The sequence below is a fragment of the Pseudoalteromonas sp. UCD-33C genome, assembly GCF_001306895.1.
Taxonomy (GTDB): Bacteria; Pseudomonadota; Gammaproteobacteria; order Enterobacterales; family Alteromonadaceae; genus Pseudoalteromonas.
In genome coordinates this window covers 80,637-103,595 of sequence record NZ_LJTB01000004.1, presented here as the reverse complement: position 1 = coordinate 103,595, position 22,959 = coordinate 80,637, and the positions used below count along the sequence as shown (strand labels likewise).

Sequence of the window (22,959 nt, the reverse complement as noted above, 5' to 3'; positions counted from 1 at the left end):
TGCATTTATCTCTATGTCATACTGGTAGGAGCGATTATGCAAGAGGCAAATGTTGTGGATATTACCCCGTTTTTAGCGAAGCATCAGTTACCACTCAAGTATCAATACTTAAGTGAGCATTTTTTTATACCCCTCGCGCACGATATCTTAAGCGCAAAAATGACCGGCCAACCTATGCTGGTGGCGATTAACGGCTGCCAAGGCTCAGGTAAAACGACCCTCGCTGATTTCTTAGTGACCTGGGTTAATAGCAATACCGAATTTAATAGCGTGTCATTATCAATCGATGACTTTTATTTAAGTCGTGATGCACGCAATGAGCTTGCTAAAGATGTTCATCCTTTGTTTGCGAGTCGTGGTGTACCGGGTACGCATGATACGCAATTAATGGAACAAACCTTATCAGCTTTGTTGGCAGGTAAAGTAGATGTGCCATTACCTCAATTTGATAAACTAACTGATGATCCGGTGCCAAAAGACCAGTGGTCTAGTAATCAAAAGCCGATTGATATCGTGTTTTTTGAAGGCTGGTGTGTAGCCAGTACTCCTCAGCAGCCTTATCAACTGCAAACTCCGGTAAATGAATTAGAGCAACTAGAAGATGCCGACGGCATTTGGCGTCGCTGCGTAAATAGTTGCTTAGCGAATGAATATCAAAATGTATTCGCAATGGCCGATTACACCATTATGTTAAAAGCGCCTTCATTTGAAGATGTGTATACGTGGCGCTTAGAGCAAGAGCGTAAACTAATTGCCAAAAAAGGCCAGGGGCAGGGCACGTTTGATGAAGTGAGTTTAAAGCGTTTTATCTCTCATTTTGAACGTATTACGCGGGAAAATTTAGCCACTCTTGCGCACAGCGTGGATGCGTTATTATTGCTCGATACTGAGCGTGATATCACCAAGATGGAACTTCTCGCTGACCAGATTGCTCAGCCACTTATTTTTACTGACTTAGACGGCACATTGCTCGATCACGATAGTTACGAATGTGAGGTGATCAAACCATTTTTGGCAAAGTTGAATGATACCGGTGTCAATGTGATTTTTAACACCAGCAAAACCTTTGCTGAAGTCACTGATATTCAAAAAGGTTTGGATCATCACCAGCCCTTTATTGTGGAAAATGGTGCTGCTGTTTATATCCCGAAAGACTATTTCAAAGTAAAGCCGATTGGCTGTGATGAATATAAAGGTTATTGGCGCTTTGCCATGACGCAAAGTACCGATAAATTGCATGAAGATCTTAAACAATATGCGAGCCAATTTAGTCATTGTGTACGCTTATTTAGCCAATTTAGTGCACAAGAAATAGCCGAGTTAACAGGACTCCCCGTCGATAAAAGTGAATTGGCGCTACAAAGACAGTACTCAGATCCGGTTTGTTTTTCGGGCAGTGATGAAGAAAAGCAGGGCTTGATAGATGCAATGAGCCAAGCAGGCTACGAAGTGCTTGTTGGCGGGCGTTTTATCCATTTAACCAAAGGTAACAATAAAGGACTTGCACAAAAGTGGCTGTTAAATCAGTTCAAAAAAGCCTATCGCAATCCATTTACTGTGATAGCGCTTGGCGACAGTCAAAACGATGTCGCCATGCTAAAAGCGGCCGACACCGCTATTTTAATCAATAACCCTGGCAGCCAAGTACAATCACAAATATTACAAAAAGCATGGCAGCTCAGCGAAAAACCAGCCCCAGCAGGTTGGGTTCAAGAAGTTTCTGCGTTAACTATCATCAAAGCGCGTTTTGCAGCAAAACAGGAGCAATCTCATGGCTGATTTTTATCAAAATGGCATTATCACGACCTTACACAATATTGCTGACCGCCCAGTAGAAGAACTAGAAAAAGAGTTGTTGGGCTTTTCAAAACAACGCCCAATGGGCCTGATTTTGCCTTCGCTTTACAGTGAGTTAGAAGGACCCGCTCTGCAAAATATTATTGCTGAGCTGAAACATGTGCCTTATTTATCGCAAATTACCATAGGCCTTGATCGCGCTGATGAAAGCCAATATCGCCATGCACTGCAGTTTTTTGCGGAGCTTGATCAGCCTCATAAGGTACTTTGGAATGATGGCCCGCGTTTACAAGCTCTTGATAAAGAACTACAAAAATTGGGCGTTGCGCCACGAGAGCTAGGTAAAGGTCGCAATGTTTGGTATTGCATGGGCTATAAGTTGGCAACCTCAAAAGTAGAGTCAATTGCACTGCATGACTGTGATATTTTGACTTACGACAGAGCGCTATTAGCACGTTTAATTTACCCTGTTGCTCATCCTCGTTTTAACTATGAATTTTGTAAAGGGTTTTACCCGCGAACCGCTGAGGGCAAAATTAATGGTCGCGTGTCACGTTTGCTAGTAACGCCGTTATTGCGTTCATTCAAAACAATATTAGGCAGCAACGATTATTTAGAATATATGGATTCGTTTCGTTACCCGCTAGCGGGTGAGTTTTCATTCCGTCGCGATGTACTTAATGATATTCGTATTCCAAGTGACTGGGGCTTAGAAATTGGCGTGCTATCAGAGATGTATCGTAATTACTCGCATAACCGTTTATGTCAGGTAGATATTGCTGATAACTATGATCACAAACACCAAGACTTATCGCTAGAAAACCAAGCGGCGGGCTTGTCGAAAATGTCGATTGATATCACCAAAGCTTTATTTAGGAAGCTGGCTACCCAAGGGGTGACTTTTACGACAGAAACGATTCGCTCATTAAAGGCAACCTATTACCGTATTGCACTCGATTTTATTGAAACTTATCACAACGATGCGTTAATGAATGGCTTAACACTTGATATTCATCATGAAGAAAAAGCCGTTGAAATGTTTGCTCAAAATATTATGAATGCAGGTCAGCACTTTTTAGAAAATCCAATGGAAGCACCCTTTGTGCCGAGTTGGAACCGAGTAGCTTCGGCAATGCCAGAGGTGTTTGCTCGCTTAGAAGAAGCCGTAGAGCTTGATAACAAAGAATATATTTAACGGGGAAGGCACGTGACTTTAGAGCTTTTGCAACAAAGGGTTATTCAGCATTTAAGCTGCATCTACGGCGAGGTTGAGCTATCAACAACGCTTGAACAACTCGCAGATAGATTAATCGATACCATGTTAGGTGATGATCCTGTTCGAGACCCAACGCCGCATAAAAACCGTTGGGATGAGCAAGACATGATTTTAATTGCCTATGGTGATTCGATTATTCGTCATGCTAATACGGATGAAGCCGTTGCTAAGCCTGAAGAGCCGCCTTTGCAAACGTTACATCGCTTTGTAAAAAACCAATGCTTACCTGAACTTAATGCACTGCACATCTTGCCGTTTTACCCATATAGCTCAGATGAAGGCTTCGCGGTAATGAATTATGTGCAAGTGAATGAAGCGTTAGGTAGTTGGCAACATATCCGTGATATTTCAGCGGATGTTAGGTTGATGGCAGATTTGGTGATCAACCATTGCTCTAGCCGCAGCGTTTGGTTTGAAAACTTTATTCAGGGCAAAGAGCCGGGAAAAGGGTATTTTAAAACGGCAAGCCAGAGTGATGACCTTGTGCAAGTTGTTCGCCCGAGAACATCACCCCTTTTACAGGCGGTTGAAACTAAAGACGGTTTGCAACATGTGTGGTGTACCTTTAGTCATGACCAAGTCGACTTTGATTTTGCTAACCCAGATGTGCTTAATGAATTTGTCAGCATTATTCGTCATTATTTAGATAACGGTGTGCGTATATTCCGCCTTGATGCGGTGGCTTTTTTATGGAAAAAACTCAATACCCGCTGCATTAACCTGCCTGAGACACACGAAGTGATCAGGCTGCTTCGCACCCTTATTGAGCATTTTGAGCCTAATGTGATTATTATCACAGAAACAAATATCCCGAACCGCGAAAACCTATCGTACTTTGGTAATGCCAACGAAGCGCATTGTATTTACAACTTTTCATTACCACCGCTGTTATTACATACCTTACTCAGTGGCGACAGTACCGCATTAAAACATTGGATGATGAGTATGCCACCTCCTCAAGAAGGGACGGCATACTTTAACTTTATAGCTTCACATGATGGTATTGGCTTGCGCCCCGTTGAAGGCTTGTTGGAGCAAAGTGAAATTGCCGAAATGGTCAATACTACGGCTAAATATGGCGGTAAAGTCTCATTACGTACCGCCCCAGATGGCACTAATACCCCTTATGAGTTAAACATTGCCTTATTTGATGCGTTGCAAGGTACCCATAAAGGCCCAGATAAATGGGGTGTTGCGCGCTTTTTATGTGCGCATGCCATTATGTTTGCGCTTGAAGGTATTCCAGGTTTGTATATTCATAGCTTACTCGGTACCACCAATGATTATGAACGCTTTGAAAATAGCCAACATAACCGAGCGATTAACCGTCACCGCTGGCAAGAGTCAGATTTACTAGCAAAGCTGAGTAATGAAAATGCCCATCATCGTACTGTGTTTAAAGCGATGAAAAACCTAATGGCTATTCGTAAGGCGCAAAGTGCATTTCACCCTAATGCGACGCAATATACGTTACATTTAAGCGAAGGGCTCTTTGGTTTTTGGCGACAAAGTATCAACCGTTCGCAAAGTATGTTTTGTGTTTATAACATTAGTGACGAGCCGCAAACGCTTACGCTTGCCGACTTAAATTTGATTGGTACCGAGCAATGGCGAGATTTAATTAGCGGTGAGCAAATTACTGAGCAAACACAAACAATGTCGCTAACCCCATACCAAGCTGTATGGCTCAGTAATAAATAAACCTATTATTTAGATAGTGCAAATCCTGTCGTTAACAAGTAAGCACATCAGTTTGGCTTACTTGTTAACAGGTTATTTTCAATTGTAGTACAATACTACCTTTTTGGGTGCCAATCTATCACTCCATCCTAATTTTTAGTGAAATTATCTTAGTGAATAAGACTTATTTGATCTAAATTACCTTTTTTCTCAAAAAATATAGTTAACAACATTTACAATGTAAAAAGCAACTATTATCATTCTGCTTTTAGTTTTAGGTGCGTTTTACAATGAAGAAAGCAGTACTCTCTCTCGCTGTGTCATTGGTTTTGACTCCACTTTACAGTGTTGCAAATGATGACATGCAAGCTCAACTCGAAAAACTTCAACAACAACTCCTTGAACAACAAAAAGCGATTGATTATTTAAAAAGTCAATTAGAAGCAAAAAACACCCAGCAAGTTGTAGTGCAACAAAAAGCCCCAATTGTTACAGAGCAGGCAGCACCCGTTGCTACAGCGGTAAGCAAAAAAGAGTCAAAACTTACTTTCAAAAGCTATGGTACTTTGCTTTACAAAAGTGACGAAGTGTTTGCCAACGTTCAAGATACTTCTCCAGAGCGCCGCGCCACAACAGATTTAGAGCGTGTTGTTACTGAGTTCGAATATGAAATTGATGATAAATGGAAAGTCGAATTTGAACTTGAGTATGAACATGGTGGTACAGGTACCACGCTTGAATACGACGGCTTTGAAGAATTTGGCGAATTTGAATCAGAAGTTGAAGCGGGTGGTGAAGTTATTGTCGAAAAGCTACAGCTAGAATATGAATATAACCCTAACTTTACAGTCAAGTTTGGTCATATATATGTTCCGGTAGGCTTAGGCACAGACTTAAATAAGCCAGATCAATACTTTACCACGACTCGCCATTGGGGTGAGGCAACTATGATCCCGCAAGTTTGGCATGAAACTGGGGTTAACTTAATTTCTCGTTGGTCTGACTTTACACTGCAAACATTGGTGACGACGGGTCTTAACTCTGAATACTTCCGTTCGACTAATTGGGTCGCGGGTGGTGCACAGCAACGCTTTGAAGAAAACACCGCAGATGATTTAGCGCTCACATTACGCCTTGATTATGGCAATGTTAAAGCTGGTAAAGGCTTTGGTGTTAGTTACTATACGGCAAATACTTCAGATAACCGTCGCAATCAGGGCAAACTTGATGCGGATGGAAACGTGTCTATTCTCGGGTTACATGGTGCATGGACGTTAGATGATCTTGTGTTCCGTGGTCAGTACTTATATGGCGAGTTAGAGGACTCAGTTGCTATCACTGCTGCGAATAAAACAACGCCGGGTCTACGTCCAGGAAGCTTTGCACAGCTTGGTAGTAAAGCTGAATCTGCATTTGTAGAAGCTGCATATAATATGCAGGGGCTGTTTGATTTATCTTCGCCGCTGTATGTATTTACCTCGTTTGATTATGCCAACCCAATGCTTGAAGTGGCCAGTGGTGCGGCTATCCATCGTTACGACATTCGTGAGCTTAACTTTGGTTTAAATTACCTTCCAAACAAAAACTTAATTCTAAAACTTCAGGGTGGTCAACGTTATTACGCACAAGACGATATCGATGACACGACTCACTTTAGCGCCTCTCTTGGCTATAAATTTTCAACAGAACTATAAAGGAACCTTGGGATGAAAACAGTATTAAACAGCATCACAGCTGTCATTTTAGCGTCAACACTTGTTGCATGTGGTTCGTCTTCTTCGGATGATTCTTCAGACACAAGCACACCCGTTACTGAAGTAACAGGCTTTAGCTATGATGCAACTGATTTAATTGAAAACGTAACTGAGCAAGTGATTGTGGATGGTTACGAAATGCTAAACAGCAAGGCGACGGTTCTACATAACGCGACACTCACATTATTAGAAAACAAAAACGAAGCTGCGCTGGCTGCTGCTCAACAAGCTTGGAAAGATGCACGTGTATTCTGGGAGCAAGGTGAGTCGCATATCTTTGGTCCTGTTGATAGTTTATCAATTGATCCACATCTTGATACTTGGCCACTGAATACCGCTGATTTAGAAGCACTACTTGCAAGTAACACAACGTTCTCGGCTGATAATGTGAAGAACTTTGACGATGGTGTACAAGGTTTCCACACCATGGAGTTTTTATTATTCGGTAATGGCGTTGAAGATAACGATAAGTCAATTGACGAAATGACTGTGCGTGAAATGGAATACTTAATTGCATGTGCTGAAGTATTTAATATTCATACACAAAGCCTTGTTGATGCATGGGTTATCTCTGCAAATGCGGATGATGAACCTGCTTATAAAGATTATTTATTAACACCGGGCAATGATAAATACTCATCTGAGTTAGGTGTTATTGAAGAGTTAGTCAATGGTGTTATCGGTATTGTTGATGAGGTAGGTAACGGTAAAATTGCAGAACCATTCGGTACTAGCAAAGACACAGCTGATACATCATTGGTTGAATCACAATATAGCTGGAACTCATTAACTGACTTTAGCAACAACATTGTTGGTGTACAAAATGTGTTTTTAGGCACATTCAGCGATGAAAACGACAGCCCAGGTCTTAAAGCATTTATCAATGCCGGTGACGCTGAACTAGCAGCGAAAGTTGAAACTCAAATTTCAGCAGCGATTGCAGCGATTGATGCCATTGCAGGTGCAGATGATATGCCATTTAGACAAGCGATTAAGGATGATGCTGGTCGCGTTCGAATTCAAACAGCGATTGATGCGCTAGGTGAATTACAAGCGACCCTTGAAGAAGAAGTTGTGCCACTTATCAAAGAGTGGAATTTATAATCGCTGGGGAAGCATCTGCTTCCCCTCTTTACAAGATACCGTCATGAATGTAAAAGCAATTAAACCAATTCTATTTGCTTTCACAGCCATATCTTTAGTGGCATGTGGAAGTAAAACCAGCGATAAAAGCGCGACCGAAACGACAACACCACCACCAACAAGCAGCGAAACTGATCCAAATTATATTGATGTCGTTGCCTTGGCAGGTGAAGCGACAGCCCTCGATACCAATAATTCAGGCCATGGTTTCTCTACACCTATGCCTAATTTAAGTGATTCAGAACTCGATATTCACTTAACTGGCGATGCTAATTTTGAAACATCCTTTACGACAGCCCCGAATGATGCACACCCGGAACTCGATGGTTTAGGACCTGTTTTTAATAATAATAACTGTAATGCTTGTCACCAACGAGATGGTCGCCCAAGTACTATTGTTCCAACCGCTGAACAGCAAACTGTGAAGTTAGCGAATGATGCAGGGATCTTTTTACGCGTTAGCTTAGCTGATGGCGTGTGTGAAGTGCCAAGTAGTATCAATGATTTTTGTCAGGTTACAGGCGTTGAAGGGTTTGGGGATCAACTCTTTCACCGGGGGATTTTACAAGCCCGTGAAGACTGGCAAACGCATAATTTTGGTGGCCAAGCTGATGTATATCTTAGCTATGATTACACGGAGTTTAGCTACCCGGATGGAAGTACTGTCACGTTGAAAAAGCCGGTATTTACTATCGACAATGCATGGGACTCACCTGAAAATTTCAGTTTAAGTGCCCTTGCCAATGAAGATGTACGTTTTAGTGCCCGTAATGGCATGCCTGTCTTTGGTCTTGGATTGCTTGAAGCGATTGAAGAGCAAGATATTCTAGCGCTTGAAGATGTTGATGATGCCGACAACGATGGAATTTCAGGTAAAGCAAACTGGGTATTTGATGCTGTTAAGGCTCAAGCGGGTGATGAAAACCCTGTGTCACTTGGACGATTTGGTTGGAAAGCCAGTACACCATCAGTCAGACAGCAATCACTAGGTGCACTGCGTGGTGACATGGGGGTAACCAACTCATTGTTCCCTGAAGAAAGCATTGCTAATACATTAATGCACGAAAGTTATTTATCTCGTACTAACTATCAAGATACCGGTTCTGATGAGCAAGGATTGCCAGAAGCCAGTGATGAGTTTTCTGATACGGTCGTGTTTTACGCAGAAACGCTTGCTGTGCCAGCTCGTCGTAATGTTGCCGACGAAGATGTTAAAGCCGGTGCACGTTTATTCAACGAATTAAACTGTACTGGTTGTCATACGCCCCGTTTTGTAACCGCAAATGGTGCAGCTTTATTGTTGGGCGGTATTGCAGCGCCTGCGGCTGTAAAAGGGCAAGAAATTTGGCCATTTACCGACATGTTGTTACATGACATGGGTGAAGAGCTTGCAGATAACCGTCGTGATTTTATGGCAACAGGCCGTGAGTGGAAAACGCGTCCGCTTTGGGGGATTGGTTTAACGAAAACAGTCAACCCAGCCGCAGGTTTCTTACATGATGGGCGCGCAGCCACACTAGAAGAAGCGATTCTATGGCACGGTGGTGAAGCTGAAAAAAGTAAGCGTGAATTTACAGAGCTTAGCAGTGAAAAAAGAGCTCAGTTAATTAGCTTTTTACAATCACTATAGCCTTAAAACTCTTTAAAAGCGCACTGTCAACGCCCTTTACAGTGCGCTTTTTGTTGCCTCTAAAATAAGTGATTCAACACTGAAGGGAAGGGCATTTTTATTCGCATTACTGAAAACGCGAAAGTTAATTGCTAAGTTATCACTGTGAATTTGTTCAACTAGCTTAAGCGTTTGTTCGCTATGTTGGCTGAAAATGGCCACTTCATGATGCATAGTTCCGGTTGCGTAATTATTGAGTAGATCATGAACATTTACTATAGCTAAAGCTCCTAGTGTGACATGACCGCCGATAGTGACGTCTATTTTTTCTGCCACAACTCTGAGTGGCCAATTTATTGCGCCAACCAATACATCTTTGCGTTTATTTAACTCATCAAGCGCTGCAATCGCCCCTAATGCCATGGCATCATTGGCAGCCCAAACCATATTGATGTTAGATTGATGGCTAAAGTAGCCAAGACTCTGGCGATACGCTTGTGTTGCTGACCAGTTGGCAACTGTTTTAGCGGCGATATTAGCATTATCATGCGTTTGAACACTTTGCTCTAAACCTTGCTCTCTATTAAGTGCTGCATGGGTGGTGTAATCACCATTAATCGCGAGAATATTTGCCGTGTGCTGAGCTTTTTCAATCAGTTTTTCAGCTAATAATTGACCCGCTTGTTTGTTATCGGGCACAACGCTACCTGCGATATTAATACCATGATCAATCAAACGGTTTAGTTCTTGTTCAGATGGGCGGTTAAGTAAAAAATAGATGGGCGTAGAGATGTGCTTTAAGCTTAAAAGTTGTTGGGTTAGCACACTTTTCTCATCAACTAAAATCAGCATATCTGGCTTTGCTTTAATCGCATTAGCCACTAATGACTTCATTTCAATATGATTTCGGTTGGCATAATGAATTGTTAAATCGAGATCAAAGTCATTGGCAGCATCACGCATCAACTGCGACACTTCAAACCAAAATGGGCCTGTGACATTGGTATCGGCATGACCTGGGTTTATAAAAATAATTCTTTGCTTGGCAAAAACACTCGGTAAGCAAAGTAGACAGATAATGAAAAATACCGTTTTGAGCATAGTCTTATTAAGTTAAAAGGCCGATAGGGAAGAGTATAGCGCGAATTGGTGGGTTTTAAGTAAATGATTGGAATAGGATAGTTTTTTAATTTCTGATAGAAAAAGGGCTGCACAAATGTGCAGCCCCAAGAGAACCAAATATTTTAACGATTAAAAATCGTAAGATAGTCTTAAGTAGCCGAAACGACCAATATTGTCGTAACTTGCACTACCTGAACCTGTGCCTCTTGTACCGAATGGAAGCTCTCGGTTAAAGATGTTATCAACACCTACTTTCACACCAAAGCCGCTTTCGAAGTTATAACCAACGGTTGCGTCAGAAATAACGTAGCTACCAAACTTCATTAAGCTGTTTGGATTCGGGTTATCTTCTAATTCTTGGTCTGTGTAAAGGCTTACTTCATCTAGGTAACGTGTATCAAAGGTTGCAAAGAAACCATCACGCTTATAAGAGATAGTTAAGTTAGCTTGCCATTTAGCTTCACCCGTTGTACCTGCGTACTCGATGTAATCTTCAGGTTCGTCTTGGAATGGGAACTCTTTACGTTCAATTAGGTAAGTACCAATTAAGCGTGTAGAGAAGTTGCCTTCTAGAGCATCAAAGTCATAACCTAACTCAAAGTCAACACCTGATACTTCTTGTCCAGAAACGTTTAATACCGAGTTTTGGATAAGTGTAATTTCATGTGAGCTGCTATCACGTGTGATTAGATTACAGTATTGGTTATTAATACCGCCTTCAGCGTCAACACAACGGTCAAGAATTTCTTGAGAAGCAATCGTTGTAATTGCGTCTTCTAATTCAATTTTCCAATAGTCGATTGTAACAACTGAGTTTTCTAGGAATGATGGTTGGTAAACTAAACCAATTGTAGTACTGGTTGACTCTTCACCTTTAACATCTTTGTTACCGCTTACTAAACCTTCAAGCGTTTGTGAATCGTAATCTGATTCAAAACCAGCAGGAACACCTAATGCTGCACAGTTTGCACGGCGAACTTCTGAGTTTTGTAAATCATCTAGGTTATCTGCTAAACAAGGGTCATCAACGTTGTAGAATGTTTGGCTCGCTGCACCGAAAATTTCGCCAATGTTTGGCGCACGTAGTGCTTCAGATTGTGTTGCACGAACACGTAATTGATCGTTCACAGTCCAATCTAAACCAACTTTCCAGCTTGTTGCATCGCCAATAGTGCTATAGTCAGCATAACGTACCGCTGTATCTAGTACTAAGTCTTGAACAAGTGGCAAGTCAGCTAGTAGCGGGATTGATGCTTCAAAGTAAATCTCGTTTACATCAAAATCACCTTTGTCTTCACCAAGTGCGTTAAAGAACGTTCCTACTGCGTTATCAGGCTCTTTAGTTTCACTTTCTTCTTTACGGTATTCAACACCGGCAGCAAAACCAACATAGCCTGCTGGTAATTCATAAATTGCTGAGTTTGCAAGTGATGCTGTTACTACTGTTTGAGTAATTTCAGAAGTACCTGTTGATACTGTATTAATGTAATCAATCGCTTCTTGACTTGGTGCGCCAAAGCCCATGATGTTTACTGGTACGCAACCTTCAGCGCGCGCTTCTTCACTACGACAAACAACATTACCTTCGCCATCATCAACTGCGTCAAGAGCATTGTAGTAGTTTGCCATAATCATGTTAGCGCCATTAATACGCTCTAAGTCAGTTTGGCCATGAACAACTGATGCATCTAATTCCCAGTCATTGAATACTGTGCCTCTTAAGCCTGCAACAAAGCGGGTTGTTTCACGTGTGTTGTTTTCAATACGACGACCTAAATCTGTCATCATACGGTTAACCATGATTGAGCTAACACCTTCTTGTTCCATTAGATCTTTAACGCTTGAGTCAAGGTATGGGTTGTCAATCTTGATGCTGTTATTAGGGTTAAAGAAGAAAAATGCTGGCTGGCCAATGCTTTCGCCTTCGCTGTTTACATATTTTGCTTCGAAATAAGCATTCATATCTTCAGCAACGTCATAGTTTACTTTAAAGTTTACGTTGTAGCGCTCAAATTCTGGCTGAATTTCATTGAATTGAGCAAGGTTAAATGAATCACAGTCAGCACATGCAAGACCATCTACTCGGTCACCTATATAAATGTCACGAAGGCTGCCATCTGGGTTGAATGAGTTAACATAGCCATTGCTTGATGCAAAAACACCTGCATTATTAATCGCATAATAGCCAGCATTTGGTGTGTAAATTTTATCAGGGAAATTTGGATCGTCTTTGTTCTCTTCATTTTGAGCTGGGTTACGCAAGCTAAAGAAAGAGCCATCAGTCCACGGGTGATCAAGCGCATTTAATGTATTTTGGCCTGAGTATTCAACAGCAAAGGCAACATTACCGCGGTCATTATCAAAGTTTGTACCGTATGAAAACGTTGCTTTTTCGTTTTTGTAATCACTTAGTTCAGAGGCACCTTTGGTAACACTAACACTTAAGCCTTCGATATTCTTTTTAAGAATAAAGTTAACTACGCCTGTTACAGCATCGGCACCGTATACAGCTGATGCACCACCGGTGATAATTTCAACACGCTCTACCCAAACACTTGGAATTGTATTGGTGTCAACTGATTGAGTACCAGCAGAACTTGAAACATGGCGTTTGCCATCGACAAGAACAAGTGTACGAGCTGTGCCCATATTACGCAAATCAAGAATGTTAAGGCCCGCAGTACCGATAAAACGGCCTGAGTTTGATAGTGAATAAGTATTACCAAGTGCTGGTAATTTATTTAGTGCCTCACCAATATTAACCGCGCCAGTATTAACTAAGTCTTCACCGCTTATCACTGTAACTGGAGCAGGGGCAATAGCACCTTCACGTAAAATGCGTGACCCTGTTACTTCGATACGGTCAATTGATTTTGCGCCTTCTTCTTCAGCAGCTAACGATTGGCTAGAAATGGCAAGTGCCGATGAGCATAGAGCAAGCTTTATGCTAGCACCTAAATAATTATTTTTTATCATTGTTTCACCTGTTACTTTATTGTTTTATCCCTGAGTTGGGGTGTTAACTAAGTGTTCTAATTGTTAACGTGATGCACTTTATCATTGTTCCTATTTTATGCAAATAAAAACTTCGTAGCAATTTGTAGTATAAATAAGCTTTTTTATTACAATATCTTATGAATTTATATGGTTTTAAGTTAGTGCTGTCACCATTTATTATTGATGTAATATAAATGATAATTATTGTTCTTTGATGCGCTTTCTAGATAGTACTATTTTAGTGAAAATTAAGAGAAGCTCATGTATTAGGCCAGTGACATTTTTCGGTTTATAATGGCGACAAGGTTTTACACATGAGTATCTTATGAAATTAATTCTTGTCATTTTTTTGCTGTTTTTTTCTAGTTTGAGTGCCGCCTCCGATATTGACCTTGAGGCCAATATGAAAAACATGGGGCTTGCTTATAAAAACTCAGTGCGAGCAACTGATTTAGCTACCTTTAATACCGCTATCGATGAATTTATTGAGTTGTTAGAGACTGCCAAAACAGCTGATTTTAAACAGCATAAAACGGCGTCTTTAGAAGGGCTTGATAAAGTTATAAATCAAGCAAAGCAAGCTAAGCAACTTGCAACGACCCGTGGCCTTGAAGCTGCAAAAGCGCCGCTTAAATCTATTGATGAGCTACGTAAGAAATACCATGAGCTACATGAGCCGCCAGGTTTTTGGGAGTTGTTATTTGGTAAGTAAGTTATTGAGTTAAAATTACTTTAATTTAAAAAAGGTGCCTAGGCACCTTTTTTAACGCTTTTTCTTTTTACCTTGAACAGCTTTAAAGCGCGGATTGTCTTTATTAATAACATAGACACGACCTTTACGCTTTACGGTTTGGCAGCCCGGGCGGTTCTTCGCGCTTTTTAATGAACTTAATACTTTCATGTTCTTTCCTTATAGCAACTATTTGCTAGCTAAGTTTTTGAAACGACGATTAAACGCAGCAACACGGCCATCGCTTGCAACGGCTTTTTGCTTACCGGTATAAAACGGGTGTGAATCGCTTGATACGTCAATTGGCACATAAGGGTAGGTTCTTCCCTCAAGTTCAATCGTGCGCGAAGTTTTGATTGTCGAACCAATAATAAAATAGCTGTCTGCCGCTGTATCATGAAACGCGACTTGCTGGTAATCAGGGTGGATATTTGGCTTCATAATGCACCTATTTGTTATGTGATAATGTAGCAATTGTAGGGTGGTTGACTGTTTGGGTCAAGATAAAAATGATTCTTATTTATATTGGTTTGTCTTAATTTTGTACAAGCTGAGCAATCAATAAGCAGTTAGATTTAAAAAGCTGGATATTGTCGATAAGGCTGTTATAACTAGGTATGCGTGCTTATTTTAAAGAGGGATATGGAAGTGAATGATAAAACTAGCCGTGAAGAACTAGATCAAAATGTAATGAACACGCTTCGCGATAAAGACCATTCTGTTTTAGCTAGTCATGTAGACACCTTGTCGTGTACTCACAACGATATTATTGAGTTGTTGGCACAGTATTTAGCACTGAGTGAACAAGATGATGATGAGCGTTTCGATACCTGGTTTGATAATCTAAGTAAAGAGCAACACACCGTTGTGAAGACTTTCGAAGTGTATCGTGGTCAGTACGAGCATTTAGATTCTTAATACTTGATCATGTTGTTTTTACATTAAAAAAGCCACCCGAAGGCGGCTTTGCTGATTAGCGCTAACTAATTAATCTAACATGTAAGCTCGCATGGTAATTTGCTCTGCTTGGCTTGAACCATAATCTGAAACAATCGTTCGAATATGGACAAAGTCACCGACGTTTCCAGTATTAGGGAGCGTAGCTACCCATTCACCGTCAATGTGTTCAACTTGTGCATCTAACCAGTTTTCGCTTGAGAACTTCGTTGATACAGGGCAATAGATATAAGCAGGCACGTTAGCAATCGTACATTCTTGGCCGTATGCATATTGGAACTGCACATCTGCCAGCGCCACTTCACCTACACCGTCTAGTAAACCCGTTAATTTAACTTGAGCCGCTTCACCCGCTTTCATGCTGTTATTAATATCAACCGGTAAATCAACCATAGGCACTAAAATTGGCTGAACACCTTGTTGTTGCTCGTCAGCCGTAAATGTATAGAAACCTTGGTAAAGAGAACCTAGCTTATCATTTATTGGAGAGCGCTCACCAACACCACGGGCATAAGAACGCATTTCTAAGGTAATTTGATGAGAGCCCGGCTCAAGAGTTAACGTACCTTGATACGGAGATGCTGGCTCACCATTTACTTTTAAACCAAAGGCTGAGCTACCCATAAAGCCAAAAATACCATCATGGTTTGCGGCATCGCCAAACGAGGCAAGGTTAAAGTAAAGAACATTGGTATCGCGGCTAATAATCGCCGAGCCACTGCTGCCTAAGCTACCAGCACGTGGACCTTTAAACCAAGTGGTGTTTTGCTCAGCACCTTCAGTCATTGCGCGTGGACCATCAAAATAAGCGCCACCACTTTGAATTTTATAGTTTGGCATAACGACATTCGTCCATGCATTTTTTGCACTTGCTGTGTAATATTCATCACGTTGATGAGGCAACATAATTAACTGTGAGCTACCTGTTGAGTAGAACTCCCCCGTACTGTTGGTCATTGCCATAACATCAGTCCATGCAGGGCGCTCGTCATTTTGCGAGTGATAAGACGCACTTATTTTATGCATTTTATGTTCAGCAATATTGATTTGCCCAGAATGAATTCGGCCATCAACAATATGGTTTATTGAATAAGCATAAGGTGAGCGTTCAGCCGCAATACCAGACCAGCTAACGATATTGTTGCCAGCCTCGATTTCTGCCATTAAGGCTTCACCTTGTTCGGTACTAATACCAATCACGGGGACTTTTGGTGTGCCTGTGATTGCCCCTTTATATCGGCCGCCACGACCAGGACGATAAAAGATCACACCACTGGCGCCATTTTTCATCGCATTACCGACCATGTAAGACGTGAGGTAATTAGGGTTAGCAATAAGCGCAATTTTGCCGTCTAACTCAAATTGACTCCAATCAGTGCTGTAGCCAGCATCACCTACTGGCACGACTTCTGCAGAGCCCTCACCGTGAAAAGACAGTGCTAAACCTTGTTTGATGTAATCAAGTTCAACCCCGTTTTGCATTGTGACGGTTGTTTCTGGAGCTACCGCGCGGGTGGTGATAAATGAGCGAAAACGATCGTCATGACCTTGTGACCATGCAAACATATCATTTACGTAATCAGGAGCCATTTCGATAGCTGCAAGCTTCGCAACTTCTTGATCGTCAATCGCGTAAGTAAAGCCAAACGAATAACCTTGTGGATCAAGAGGCTGGTCAGCTTTAAAGGTAACAGGCTGAGCGTTACGTGCATCAAAGTTAATCTCTGTTTTGCCATCAATCTTACGATTTAATACAGCCATTTGTGCCGCTGATTCTACTAAACCAGAGCTGGTTTGCGGATTATCGTAAGTCATAATGTTAGCAATCAACGTATAGTAACCAGCAGGTACATCGATATTGGCTTTACCGCCAGTGAGCCTAACAAGACTGCCCCAATCATCTTCTTCATTTATTAAGTAAAGCTTAGATGGAGAGCCTGCTTGATTACCCCAGCGATCAGTCAGGTTAACAGTTAAATTAACATGAGGTTGGTCAATCCAAAATGACACTGGCACAGTCACTTGTTGGTCGGTATTGCCAACGGTTTTGCCTGTGATACGACCTGTAATTGCACCATAAGCACTGTTATTAAGTGCCACACTAGGGTCAATCCACATAGGGACTTGAGCAACACCTTTGGCTGGGATTGTCACAGATTTAACATCTAACCCTGCCAAGGTCGCCGGTAATTGTGTTTTGCCATCTTCACCGATTAAATCTAATTTCAATTTTAATTTAATATTTTCATCAGAGGTGTTTGTTAACGTGATCTGTGTTTCGGTAAATGCACTATTGGCATTATCAAAGTAGCCAAGTTCACGGTTTGCAGGGGCCACAATAGCTTGGTCAATGGCACGGTCGATATTCATGGCACCGGCACCTTGCTCAAGGACGTGAGAATCACTACTAAATACAGATGATGTAAGCACGTCTTTAATTTCTTTTGGCGTAAGGTTTTGGCGAGCTTGCATTACAATTGCAGCACCACCGGCAACATGCGGGGCAGCCATTGATGTACCTGAATACACGCGGTAGGCCGTATCACCTAAGCCACCAGAAGCCGCGGCAACCACAGAGACACCTTGCGAGGCAATATCTGGTTTTGCTGAGTGGCCATCTGGCGATGGACCGCGTGAAGAGAACGACGCCGTATTGCCATCACGATCAATAGCACCCACGGTTAATGCACTTGGCGCGCAGCCCGGTGAACCAATCGTTTCACGGGTAAAGCTATTGCCCGCAGAGATAACAAATAAAGCCTTATCGCTAAGCGCTTCAACCATCTCAACCAATGGGCCACTACAGGTTGTTGCTGTGCCACCCAATGACATATTTACAATGTCAGCTTGTTCTGAAAGCACCGCCCATTGCATGCCATTTAAAATACCGTAGGTTGATCCTCCTCCAGTATTACCAAGTACTTTACCGATAATTAAATCGGCGGCTGGTGCCACACCGACCCATTTGCCTGCTGACTCATGGCCATTGCCTGCAACGGTTGAGGCTGTATGAGTTCCATGACCATTTAAGTCATCTACACCGTTGCTCGAATACGTAAAATCACGTGATGCAATGACACGACCTAGTAAGTCTGGGTGCTCGGTGTCGTAGCCTGTATCAAGTACGGCAACTTTAATACCTTCGCCATTATAGTTAATCGCTGACTCACCATATGCGCCGGTTAGTGAGACTGTTGGAGTCAGTGTTTCTGACTGGGTAACCTTGTGAGCATGAACGACAGCATCAAGCCAAATACCTTCAACGTCAGCTTGTGCAACCAGGGTTTGCCAAGTTTGCGCTGCTTTGTCTTTGTTGATTGCAAATGCGGCGCTGTCGATTAGCTCAATTTCACCGGTTAATGACATACCAGCAAGCGTTGCTGGGACTGCAGATCCTGCAAGGGTGCCGTCGCGGTATTCAACAATGACGGGGAGCGCGTCGGTTGATGCATCATCGTAACCCGATTCATATAACTTATTAATGTTAAATAACTCTAAATCGATCGCATTTGAATCAACTAAGGCTTGAGCATGGTTTGGAACAACATAGGTGTTGTTACCACGTTTAAAGATACTGGTGAATGTATCTGAACCATCTGCATTCACTAATCGAATGCCGCCTAGCTTGCCGTCTTTATTGACAACAGCCGATACTTTGTCCCCAGTGATCAAAGTGAATGTAAGGGCATCCGCTTTACTTTGTTGTGTAACAAATGATTCTTCTGCGGTTGCTGGTTGGGCAATCGATAAGCCGAGCATGGCTAAGTAGGTCGCCTTTAAGCGACCAAGCCTTGGAAAAGGTTTCATCTTTTCATCCTTTATTTTGATGTAATTAGTTTGGAAGAAAGAAGTTATTGCTAGCTGTTAAAATAACAAATATGACAAGAGCAATAACTCAACCAGACCAATCTATCGATCAAGCAGATGAAAACCTACAAAACAAAGGTAGCAAATTGTATTAACCTATTTATAACAAAATAAACACTGTTGTAACTTTGTGCGATCATTCAGTTTCGCTTCATTTTAAGCGCAAAAATGAGAGGTTATTTTACCGATAGATCGTACTTTGCCACTACGTCATCAATATAACGATGGCGTAAGGTGTTTTTACCTTCGTTGCCCGTACCATGACTTAACGCGCGGTTCATTAATTTGAGCGCCTTATGTAAGCTTTGGCGCTCTTCCACGCTTAAACCTGTTTTAGTGCGTAGTTCAGTAATATCATCAATCAATAACTTAGCCACATCGAGCTGTACGGCTTCTTCAACTAAGCCATTTTGTGTTAGCACACCGTATTTACTGCATAAAAACTGCTGCCAAACTTGCTGTAAGTGCTCGTCAATTTCACTGCCAAATAATTCTTCATCGATAGCAAAGCCTTGCTCAGCAAGCTTACTGAGTTGATTTGAATATTGCTGAGCAAAATAATTAAACGCTTGGCAGGATGAGCTTATGTCATGTTTGATAATTAATTGCCCCCAACTAGTGGCACCACGAGGGTAATAGTCTTGATATTCTTCGCATTGATAAATGCCCGAATACGAACTGCATTCTAATTGACTCTGCAAACAATAACTCGGCTTTGGAAATAAACTACTTTGTTGCCATGCCGATAGCGTTTCCTCATCAATTGAGAGGGTATGGCACAGCTCTTCGGTGGTATAAAAGTAGGTTGCCAAAAATTTTGAAAGTTGCATTATCAAATACTCACAATAAATACTGTTAATTTATACAGTATTTGATTTTGGCTTAACTTTGATTTTTTCTCAAGTATTTTTATTTATTGCAGCACACTACTCGGAAAATGCCTGTGTTTGTGATACAACTAGCGCAAATTTTCCAAACATTAAAAAAGTTATGCGCAACCTAGAAACAATTAAACAAGCAAGTTTGATCACCGCTATAAAAACACCTTATTTAACCAATGGTGAAATTGATCTTGCATGTTATGACGACCTTGTTGAACAGCAAATTGCAGCTGGTGTTGATGGCATTATTGTCGGTGGTACCACAGGTGAAGGGCAATTAATGAATTGGGAAGAACACTTAATGCTAATTGCTCACAGTGTTAGCAAATTCTCTGACCGTTTATTAATTGTCGGTAATACAGGTAGCAACAATACGCGAGAAGCGATTAAAGCAACCGAGTATGGTTTTGCCACCGGTATGGATGCAGCGCTACAAATTAACCCTTATTACGGACGTACGTCGCTGGCGGGTGTGAAAGAGCACTTTAATCGTTTACTTGATATTGGTCCTGCGTTTATCTACAACGTAGCAGGTCGTACAGGCCAAGACTTAACACCCGATATCATTGAGCCACTCGCGAAGCACGAAAACTTTATCGGTGTAAAAGAGTGCGGTGGCAATGAGCGTATTGCTCATTATGAACAGCAAGGTATTGCTTGTTGGTCAGGTAATGACGATGAAGCGCATGATGCAAGACACATTCATAAAGCCCACGGTGTTATCTCGGTTACATCTAATATTATTCCAGGCTTATTCCGTCAGTTAATGGATGAGCAAAATGATGCACTTAATGCAAAACTACAACCACTTATGGGCTGGTTATTCTGCGAGCCTAATCCAATTGCAATCAATACGGCACTTATGATGACAGGCGCGGTAAATCCTGTGTTCCGTCTTCCTTATGTGCCACTAACAAGTGCTCAGCAAGAAATCGGTTTAGGTTACATTAACGAACTCGATGTTGCTGATATAGTAGGTGAAAAAGCACAACTTTTAACCGAAAAAGACGTTATTTTACGATAAAAATGAATGAGTGCTTAATTGCGGCTGTAATTAAGCACCATTGTTTTACTTTTTTGTAGCTAATAGGTAAAATTAGCAATCGTTTGGCGTTATAAGAATAATATTTGTGAAATTTGTTGTTGAGAATTTGAGTTTATGGGTTGCACCCGAGCAACAAATAGCAGAATTAAGCCATCTCAATCTTGCTGACCTTGATTTAAGCTGGGTTGCACCGATGCAGCGCCGCCGCTTAAGCCCATTTATGAAAATGGCGCTTCATACTATGCATCAAGCGCAAGGTGAGTATCAGCAGCTAGCTGTTAATTTTTCATCGCGTCATGGCGACTTACCAAAAACAGCGCAATTGTTACATTCACTTGTCGAACAAGAACCTCTTTCTCCGACCGCATTTGGTCTGAGTGTGCATAATGCTGTCACTGGGTTGTTCTCGATTATTGCAAAAAACAAAGCCCCGATGAATGCTATTGCTGGTGACCAAGACAGCATTATTTCTGCCATGATAGATGGTTTTGCGCGTGTTCATAGTGGTATTGAACAGCAGATTTTGATTGCTCATGCCGAAAGTGTATTACCAGATGAGTACTTACCATTTAGCGACGAGCAACAAATTGCTCATAGTGTATCGTTCGTATTATCAACAGCGCAGACCGGTAAGCCGTATTTTGAATTAACAAAACTACCTGAATCAGAACATACTCAAAGTGACTCGTGTTTACCACTGAGTTTGCAATTAGCAGCTGCTTTAACAAGCAAAGGATCACAATCGCTGCTTTCGCATCAACAATCAGCTTGGATGCTACAGTACCATGGCGACTAACGTTTACATTAAGTTGAATAAAATTTGGCGGGTACTGGCAACCGGGTTTTGTTTTTCTGTATTTGGTTTTGGCGGTATTGTACTCACCTTGCTGGTTTTGCCTCTACAACGTTTATTTGAACCTTGCCAAGCGAAACGTAAGCAAAAAGCCCGTTTAACGGTTCACTATAGTTTTAAATTCTTTGTTGCCTTAATGCATTACACCGGTGCTATCCATTTTTCTGTGCAAGATAAACAGAAATTTCATGACCTGAGAGGGCAATTAGTTCTTGCCAATCACCCTTCATTAATTGATGTTGTGGTGCTGATATCTGTGATTAAAAATGCTGACTGCGTGGTCAAAGCACACTTATTTAAAAATCCATTTATGCGCGGTGTAATTAAAGGCACAGGTTATATTAGTAATGAAGACCCGCAAGAGTTACTGAATGATTGTGAAGCATCTCTCGCTGCTGGAAATAATCTGATAATCTTTCCTGAAGGCACCCGCACAACCCCAGGTGAACAGCTAAAATTTAAGCGTGGCGCTGCGAATATTGCTGCGCGTTGTAAAGCTCCAATTACCTCAGTGCTGATTAGTATGAAGCCCAGCACTTTGACCAAAGGCACACCATGGTATTGCGTTGCTGCAACAAAAGCGCATTTTGAGATGCGCTTTGCCACTGACCCATTTACGTTTAACGACACATTTAATAATGAACAACCCGCCATGCAAGCACGACAATTAACCCGTGATTTGCAACATTACTTTTCAGAGGAACTCAGGCACCTATGACTGAACTAAAGAACAAAATAAAACAATTAATCATTAGCAGCTTAGATCTTGAAGATATTACCGTGGATGATATTGAAAATGACCAACCTTTGTTTGTTGATGGTTTAGGCCTAGATAGCATCGATGCGCTTGAGCTTGGCTTAGCCATTAAAAAAGAGTTTAACGTTAAGATTGACGCAAACTCAGAACAAACAAAAGCCCATTTTGCATCGGTAGATGCACTGGCAGAATTTATTAACCAACACCAATCATAATACAGACTTAGAAGTAGGAATAAGCATGAAAACCGCTGCTGACATTTACAACGTTTTACAGGGCATTTTAGTAGATGAATTTGAGATCGATGCTGATGATATCAGCCTAGATGCGCACCTGTATCAAGACCTAGATCTTGATAGCATTGATGCTGTTGACTTAGTTGTAAAACTACGCGAAATCACTGGTAAGAAAATTGAGCCAGATGCATTTAAGCAAGTGCGTACTGTGCAAGATGTTGTAAACGAAGTAGAAAAACTCGTTTCATAAACATT

The 22,959-nt window shown here is 41.5% G+C and carries 19 protein-coding genes; 13 read left to right on the top strand and 6 right to left on the bottom strand.

The features are described from left to right. The first annotated feature begins 36 nt into the window (after window positions 1-36). From AOG26_RS10515 to AOG26_RS10490, 6 genes are all read left to right on the top strand, one after another. A complete protein-coding gene (locus AOG26_RS10515) occupies window positions 37-1,779 on the top strand; it encodes an HAD-IIB family hydrolase (RefSeq protein ID WP_054562435.1) in 1,743 nt (580 codons plus the stop codon). Further along, a complete protein-coding gene (locus AOG26_RS10510; RefSeq protein ID WP_054562434.1) occupies window positions 1,772-2,992 on the top strand; it encodes a hypothetical protein in 1,221 nt (406 codons plus the stop codon). The genes AOG26_RS10515 and AOG26_RS10510 overlap by 8 nt, the downstream gene beginning before the upstream one ends. A gap of 12 nt (window positions 2,993-3,004) precedes the next feature. Beyond that, on the top strand, window positions 3,005-4,774 hold the full coding sequence (locus AOG26_RS10505; RefSeq protein WP_054562433.1) for a sugar phosphorylase: 1,770 nt from the start codon (window positions 3,005-3,007) through the stop codon (window positions 4,772-4,774). A 269-nt stretch (window positions 4,775-5,043) separates the two neighbouring features. Then, window positions 5,044-6,447, top strand: a complete 1,404-nt coding sequence (locus tag AOG26_RS10500) for a hypothetical protein (protein ID WP_054562432.1) — start codon at window positions 5,044-5,046, stop codon at window positions 6,445-6,447. A gap of 12 nt (window positions 6,448-6,459) precedes the next feature. Further along, window positions 6,460-7,611, top strand: a complete 1,152-nt coding sequence (locus AOG26_RS10495) for an imelysin family protein (RefSeq protein WP_054562431.1) — start codon at window positions 6,460-6,462, stop codon at window positions 7,609-7,611. A gap of 43 nt (window positions 7,612-7,654) precedes the next feature. After that, window positions 7,655-9,280: a di-heme oxidoredictase family protein gene (locus AOG26_RS10490; RefSeq protein WP_054562430.1), complete on the top strand. Its 1,626-nt coding sequence runs from the start codon at window positions 7,655-7,657 to the stop codon at window positions 9,278-9,280. A 36-nt stretch (window positions 9,281-9,316) separates the two neighbouring features. On the opposite strand, the gene AOG26_RS10485 is transcribed toward AOG26_RS10490, so the two are convergent. Both AOG26_RS10485 and AOG26_RS10480 read right to left on the bottom strand, forming a co-directional pair. After that, window positions 9,317-10,360 (bottom strand): ABC transporter substrate-binding protein, encoded by a 1,044-nt coding sequence (locus AOG26_RS10485; protein ID WP_054562429.1) that lies wholly within the window; start codon window positions 10,358-10,360, stop codon window positions 9,317-9,319. A 150-nt stretch (window positions 10,361-10,510) separates the two neighbouring features. Then, the gene (locus tag AOG26_RS10480) at window positions 10,511-13,357 is read right to left on the bottom strand and encodes a TonB-dependent receptor domain-containing protein (protein ID WP_054562428.1); all 2,847 of its coding nucleotides are present in this window, start codon (window positions 13,355-13,357) and stop codon (window positions 10,511-10,513) included. Between the two features lie 346 nt (window positions 13,358-13,703). Here AOG26_RS10480 and AOG26_RS10475 point away from each other — a divergent pair, with 346 nt between their 5' ends. After that, entirely contained in the window at window positions 13,704-14,090 is a 387-nt protein-coding gene (locus tag AOG26_RS10475; RefSeq protein WP_054562427.1) for a cytochrome b562, read from the top strand. Window positions 14,091-14,141: 51 nt separating this feature from the next. Here the strand turns inward: AOG26_RS10475 and ykgO are convergent, their stop codons facing one another. Beyond that, complete coding sequence (ykgO, locus tag AOG26_RS10470; RefSeq protein WP_054562426.1) at window positions 14,142-14,279, bottom strand: type B 50S ribosomal protein L36; 138 nt, start codon at window positions 14,277-14,279, stop codon at window positions 14,142-14,144. Between the two features lie 18 nt (window positions 14,280-14,297). Further along, on the bottom strand, window positions 14,298-14,549 hold the full coding sequence (locus AOG26_RS10465) for a type B 50S ribosomal protein L31 (protein ID WP_054562425.1): 252 nt from the start codon (window positions 14,547-14,549) through the stop codon (window positions 14,298-14,300). Between the two features lie 249 nt (window positions 14,550-14,798). On the opposite strand from AOG26_RS10465, the gene AOG26_RS10460 reads away from it, so the two are divergent. Further along, a complete protein-coding gene (locus AOG26_RS10460) occupies window positions 14,799-15,026 on the top strand; it encodes a hypothetical protein (RefSeq protein WP_408002938.1) in 228 nt (75 codons plus the stop codon). Window positions 15,027-15,095: 69 nt separating this feature from the next. Here the strand turns inward: AOG26_RS10460 and AOG26_RS10455 are convergent, their stop codons facing one another. Both AOG26_RS10455 and AOG26_RS10450 read right to left on the bottom strand, forming a co-directional pair. Beyond that, the gene (locus AOG26_RS10455; protein ID WP_054562424.1) at window positions 15,096-18,872 is read right to left on the bottom strand and encodes a S8 family serine peptidase; all 3,777 of its coding nucleotides are present in this window, start codon (window positions 18,870-18,872) and stop codon (window positions 15,096-15,098) included. A 236-nt stretch (window positions 18,873-19,108) separates the two neighbouring features. Continuing rightward, window positions 19,109-19,762, bottom strand: a complete 654-nt coding sequence (locus AOG26_RS10450) for a DUF6058 family natural product biosynthesis protein (protein ID WP_054562423.1) — start codon at window positions 19,760-19,762, stop codon at window positions 19,109-19,111. 160 nt (window positions 19,763-19,922) lie between these two features. Here AOG26_RS10450 and dapA point away from each other — a divergent pair, with 160 nt between their 5' ends. The 5 genes from dapA to AOG26_RS10425 all read left to right on the top strand — a co-directional run bounded on the left by dapA (window position 19,923) and on the right by AOG26_RS10425 (window position 22,954). After that, complete coding sequence (dapA, locus tag AOG26_RS10445; RefSeq protein WP_054562639.1) at window positions 19,923-20,837, top strand: 4-hydroxy-tetrahydrodipicolinate synthase; 915 nt, start codon at window positions 19,923-19,925, stop codon at window positions 20,835-20,837. Between the two features lie 106 nt (window positions 20,838-20,943). Further along, entirely contained in the window at window positions 20,944-21,654 is a 711-nt protein-coding gene (locus AOG26_RS10440; protein ID WP_054562422.1) for a beta-ketoacyl synthase chain length factor, read from the top strand. Then, a complete protein-coding gene (locus AOG26_RS10435) occupies window positions 21,644-22,429 on the top strand; it encodes a lysophospholipid acyltransferase family protein (RefSeq protein ID WP_054562421.1) in 786 nt (261 codons plus the stop codon). Before AOG26_RS10440 ends, AOG26_RS10435 begins: the two co-directional genes overlap by 11 nt. After that, the gene (locus tag AOG26_RS10430; RefSeq protein ID WP_054554555.1) at window positions 22,426-22,683 is read left to right on the top strand and encodes a phosphopantetheine-binding protein; all 258 of its coding nucleotides are present in this window, start codon (window positions 22,426-22,428) and stop codon (window positions 22,681-22,683) included. Before AOG26_RS10435 ends, AOG26_RS10430 begins: the two co-directional genes overlap by 4 nt. Window positions 22,684-22,708: 25 nt before the next feature. Further along, on the top strand, window positions 22,709-22,954 hold the full coding sequence (locus tag AOG26_RS10425) for an acyl carrier protein (RefSeq protein WP_054554554.1): 246 nt from the start codon (window positions 22,709-22,711) through the stop codon (window positions 22,952-22,954). Window positions 22,955-22,959: the final 5 nt, after the last annotated feature.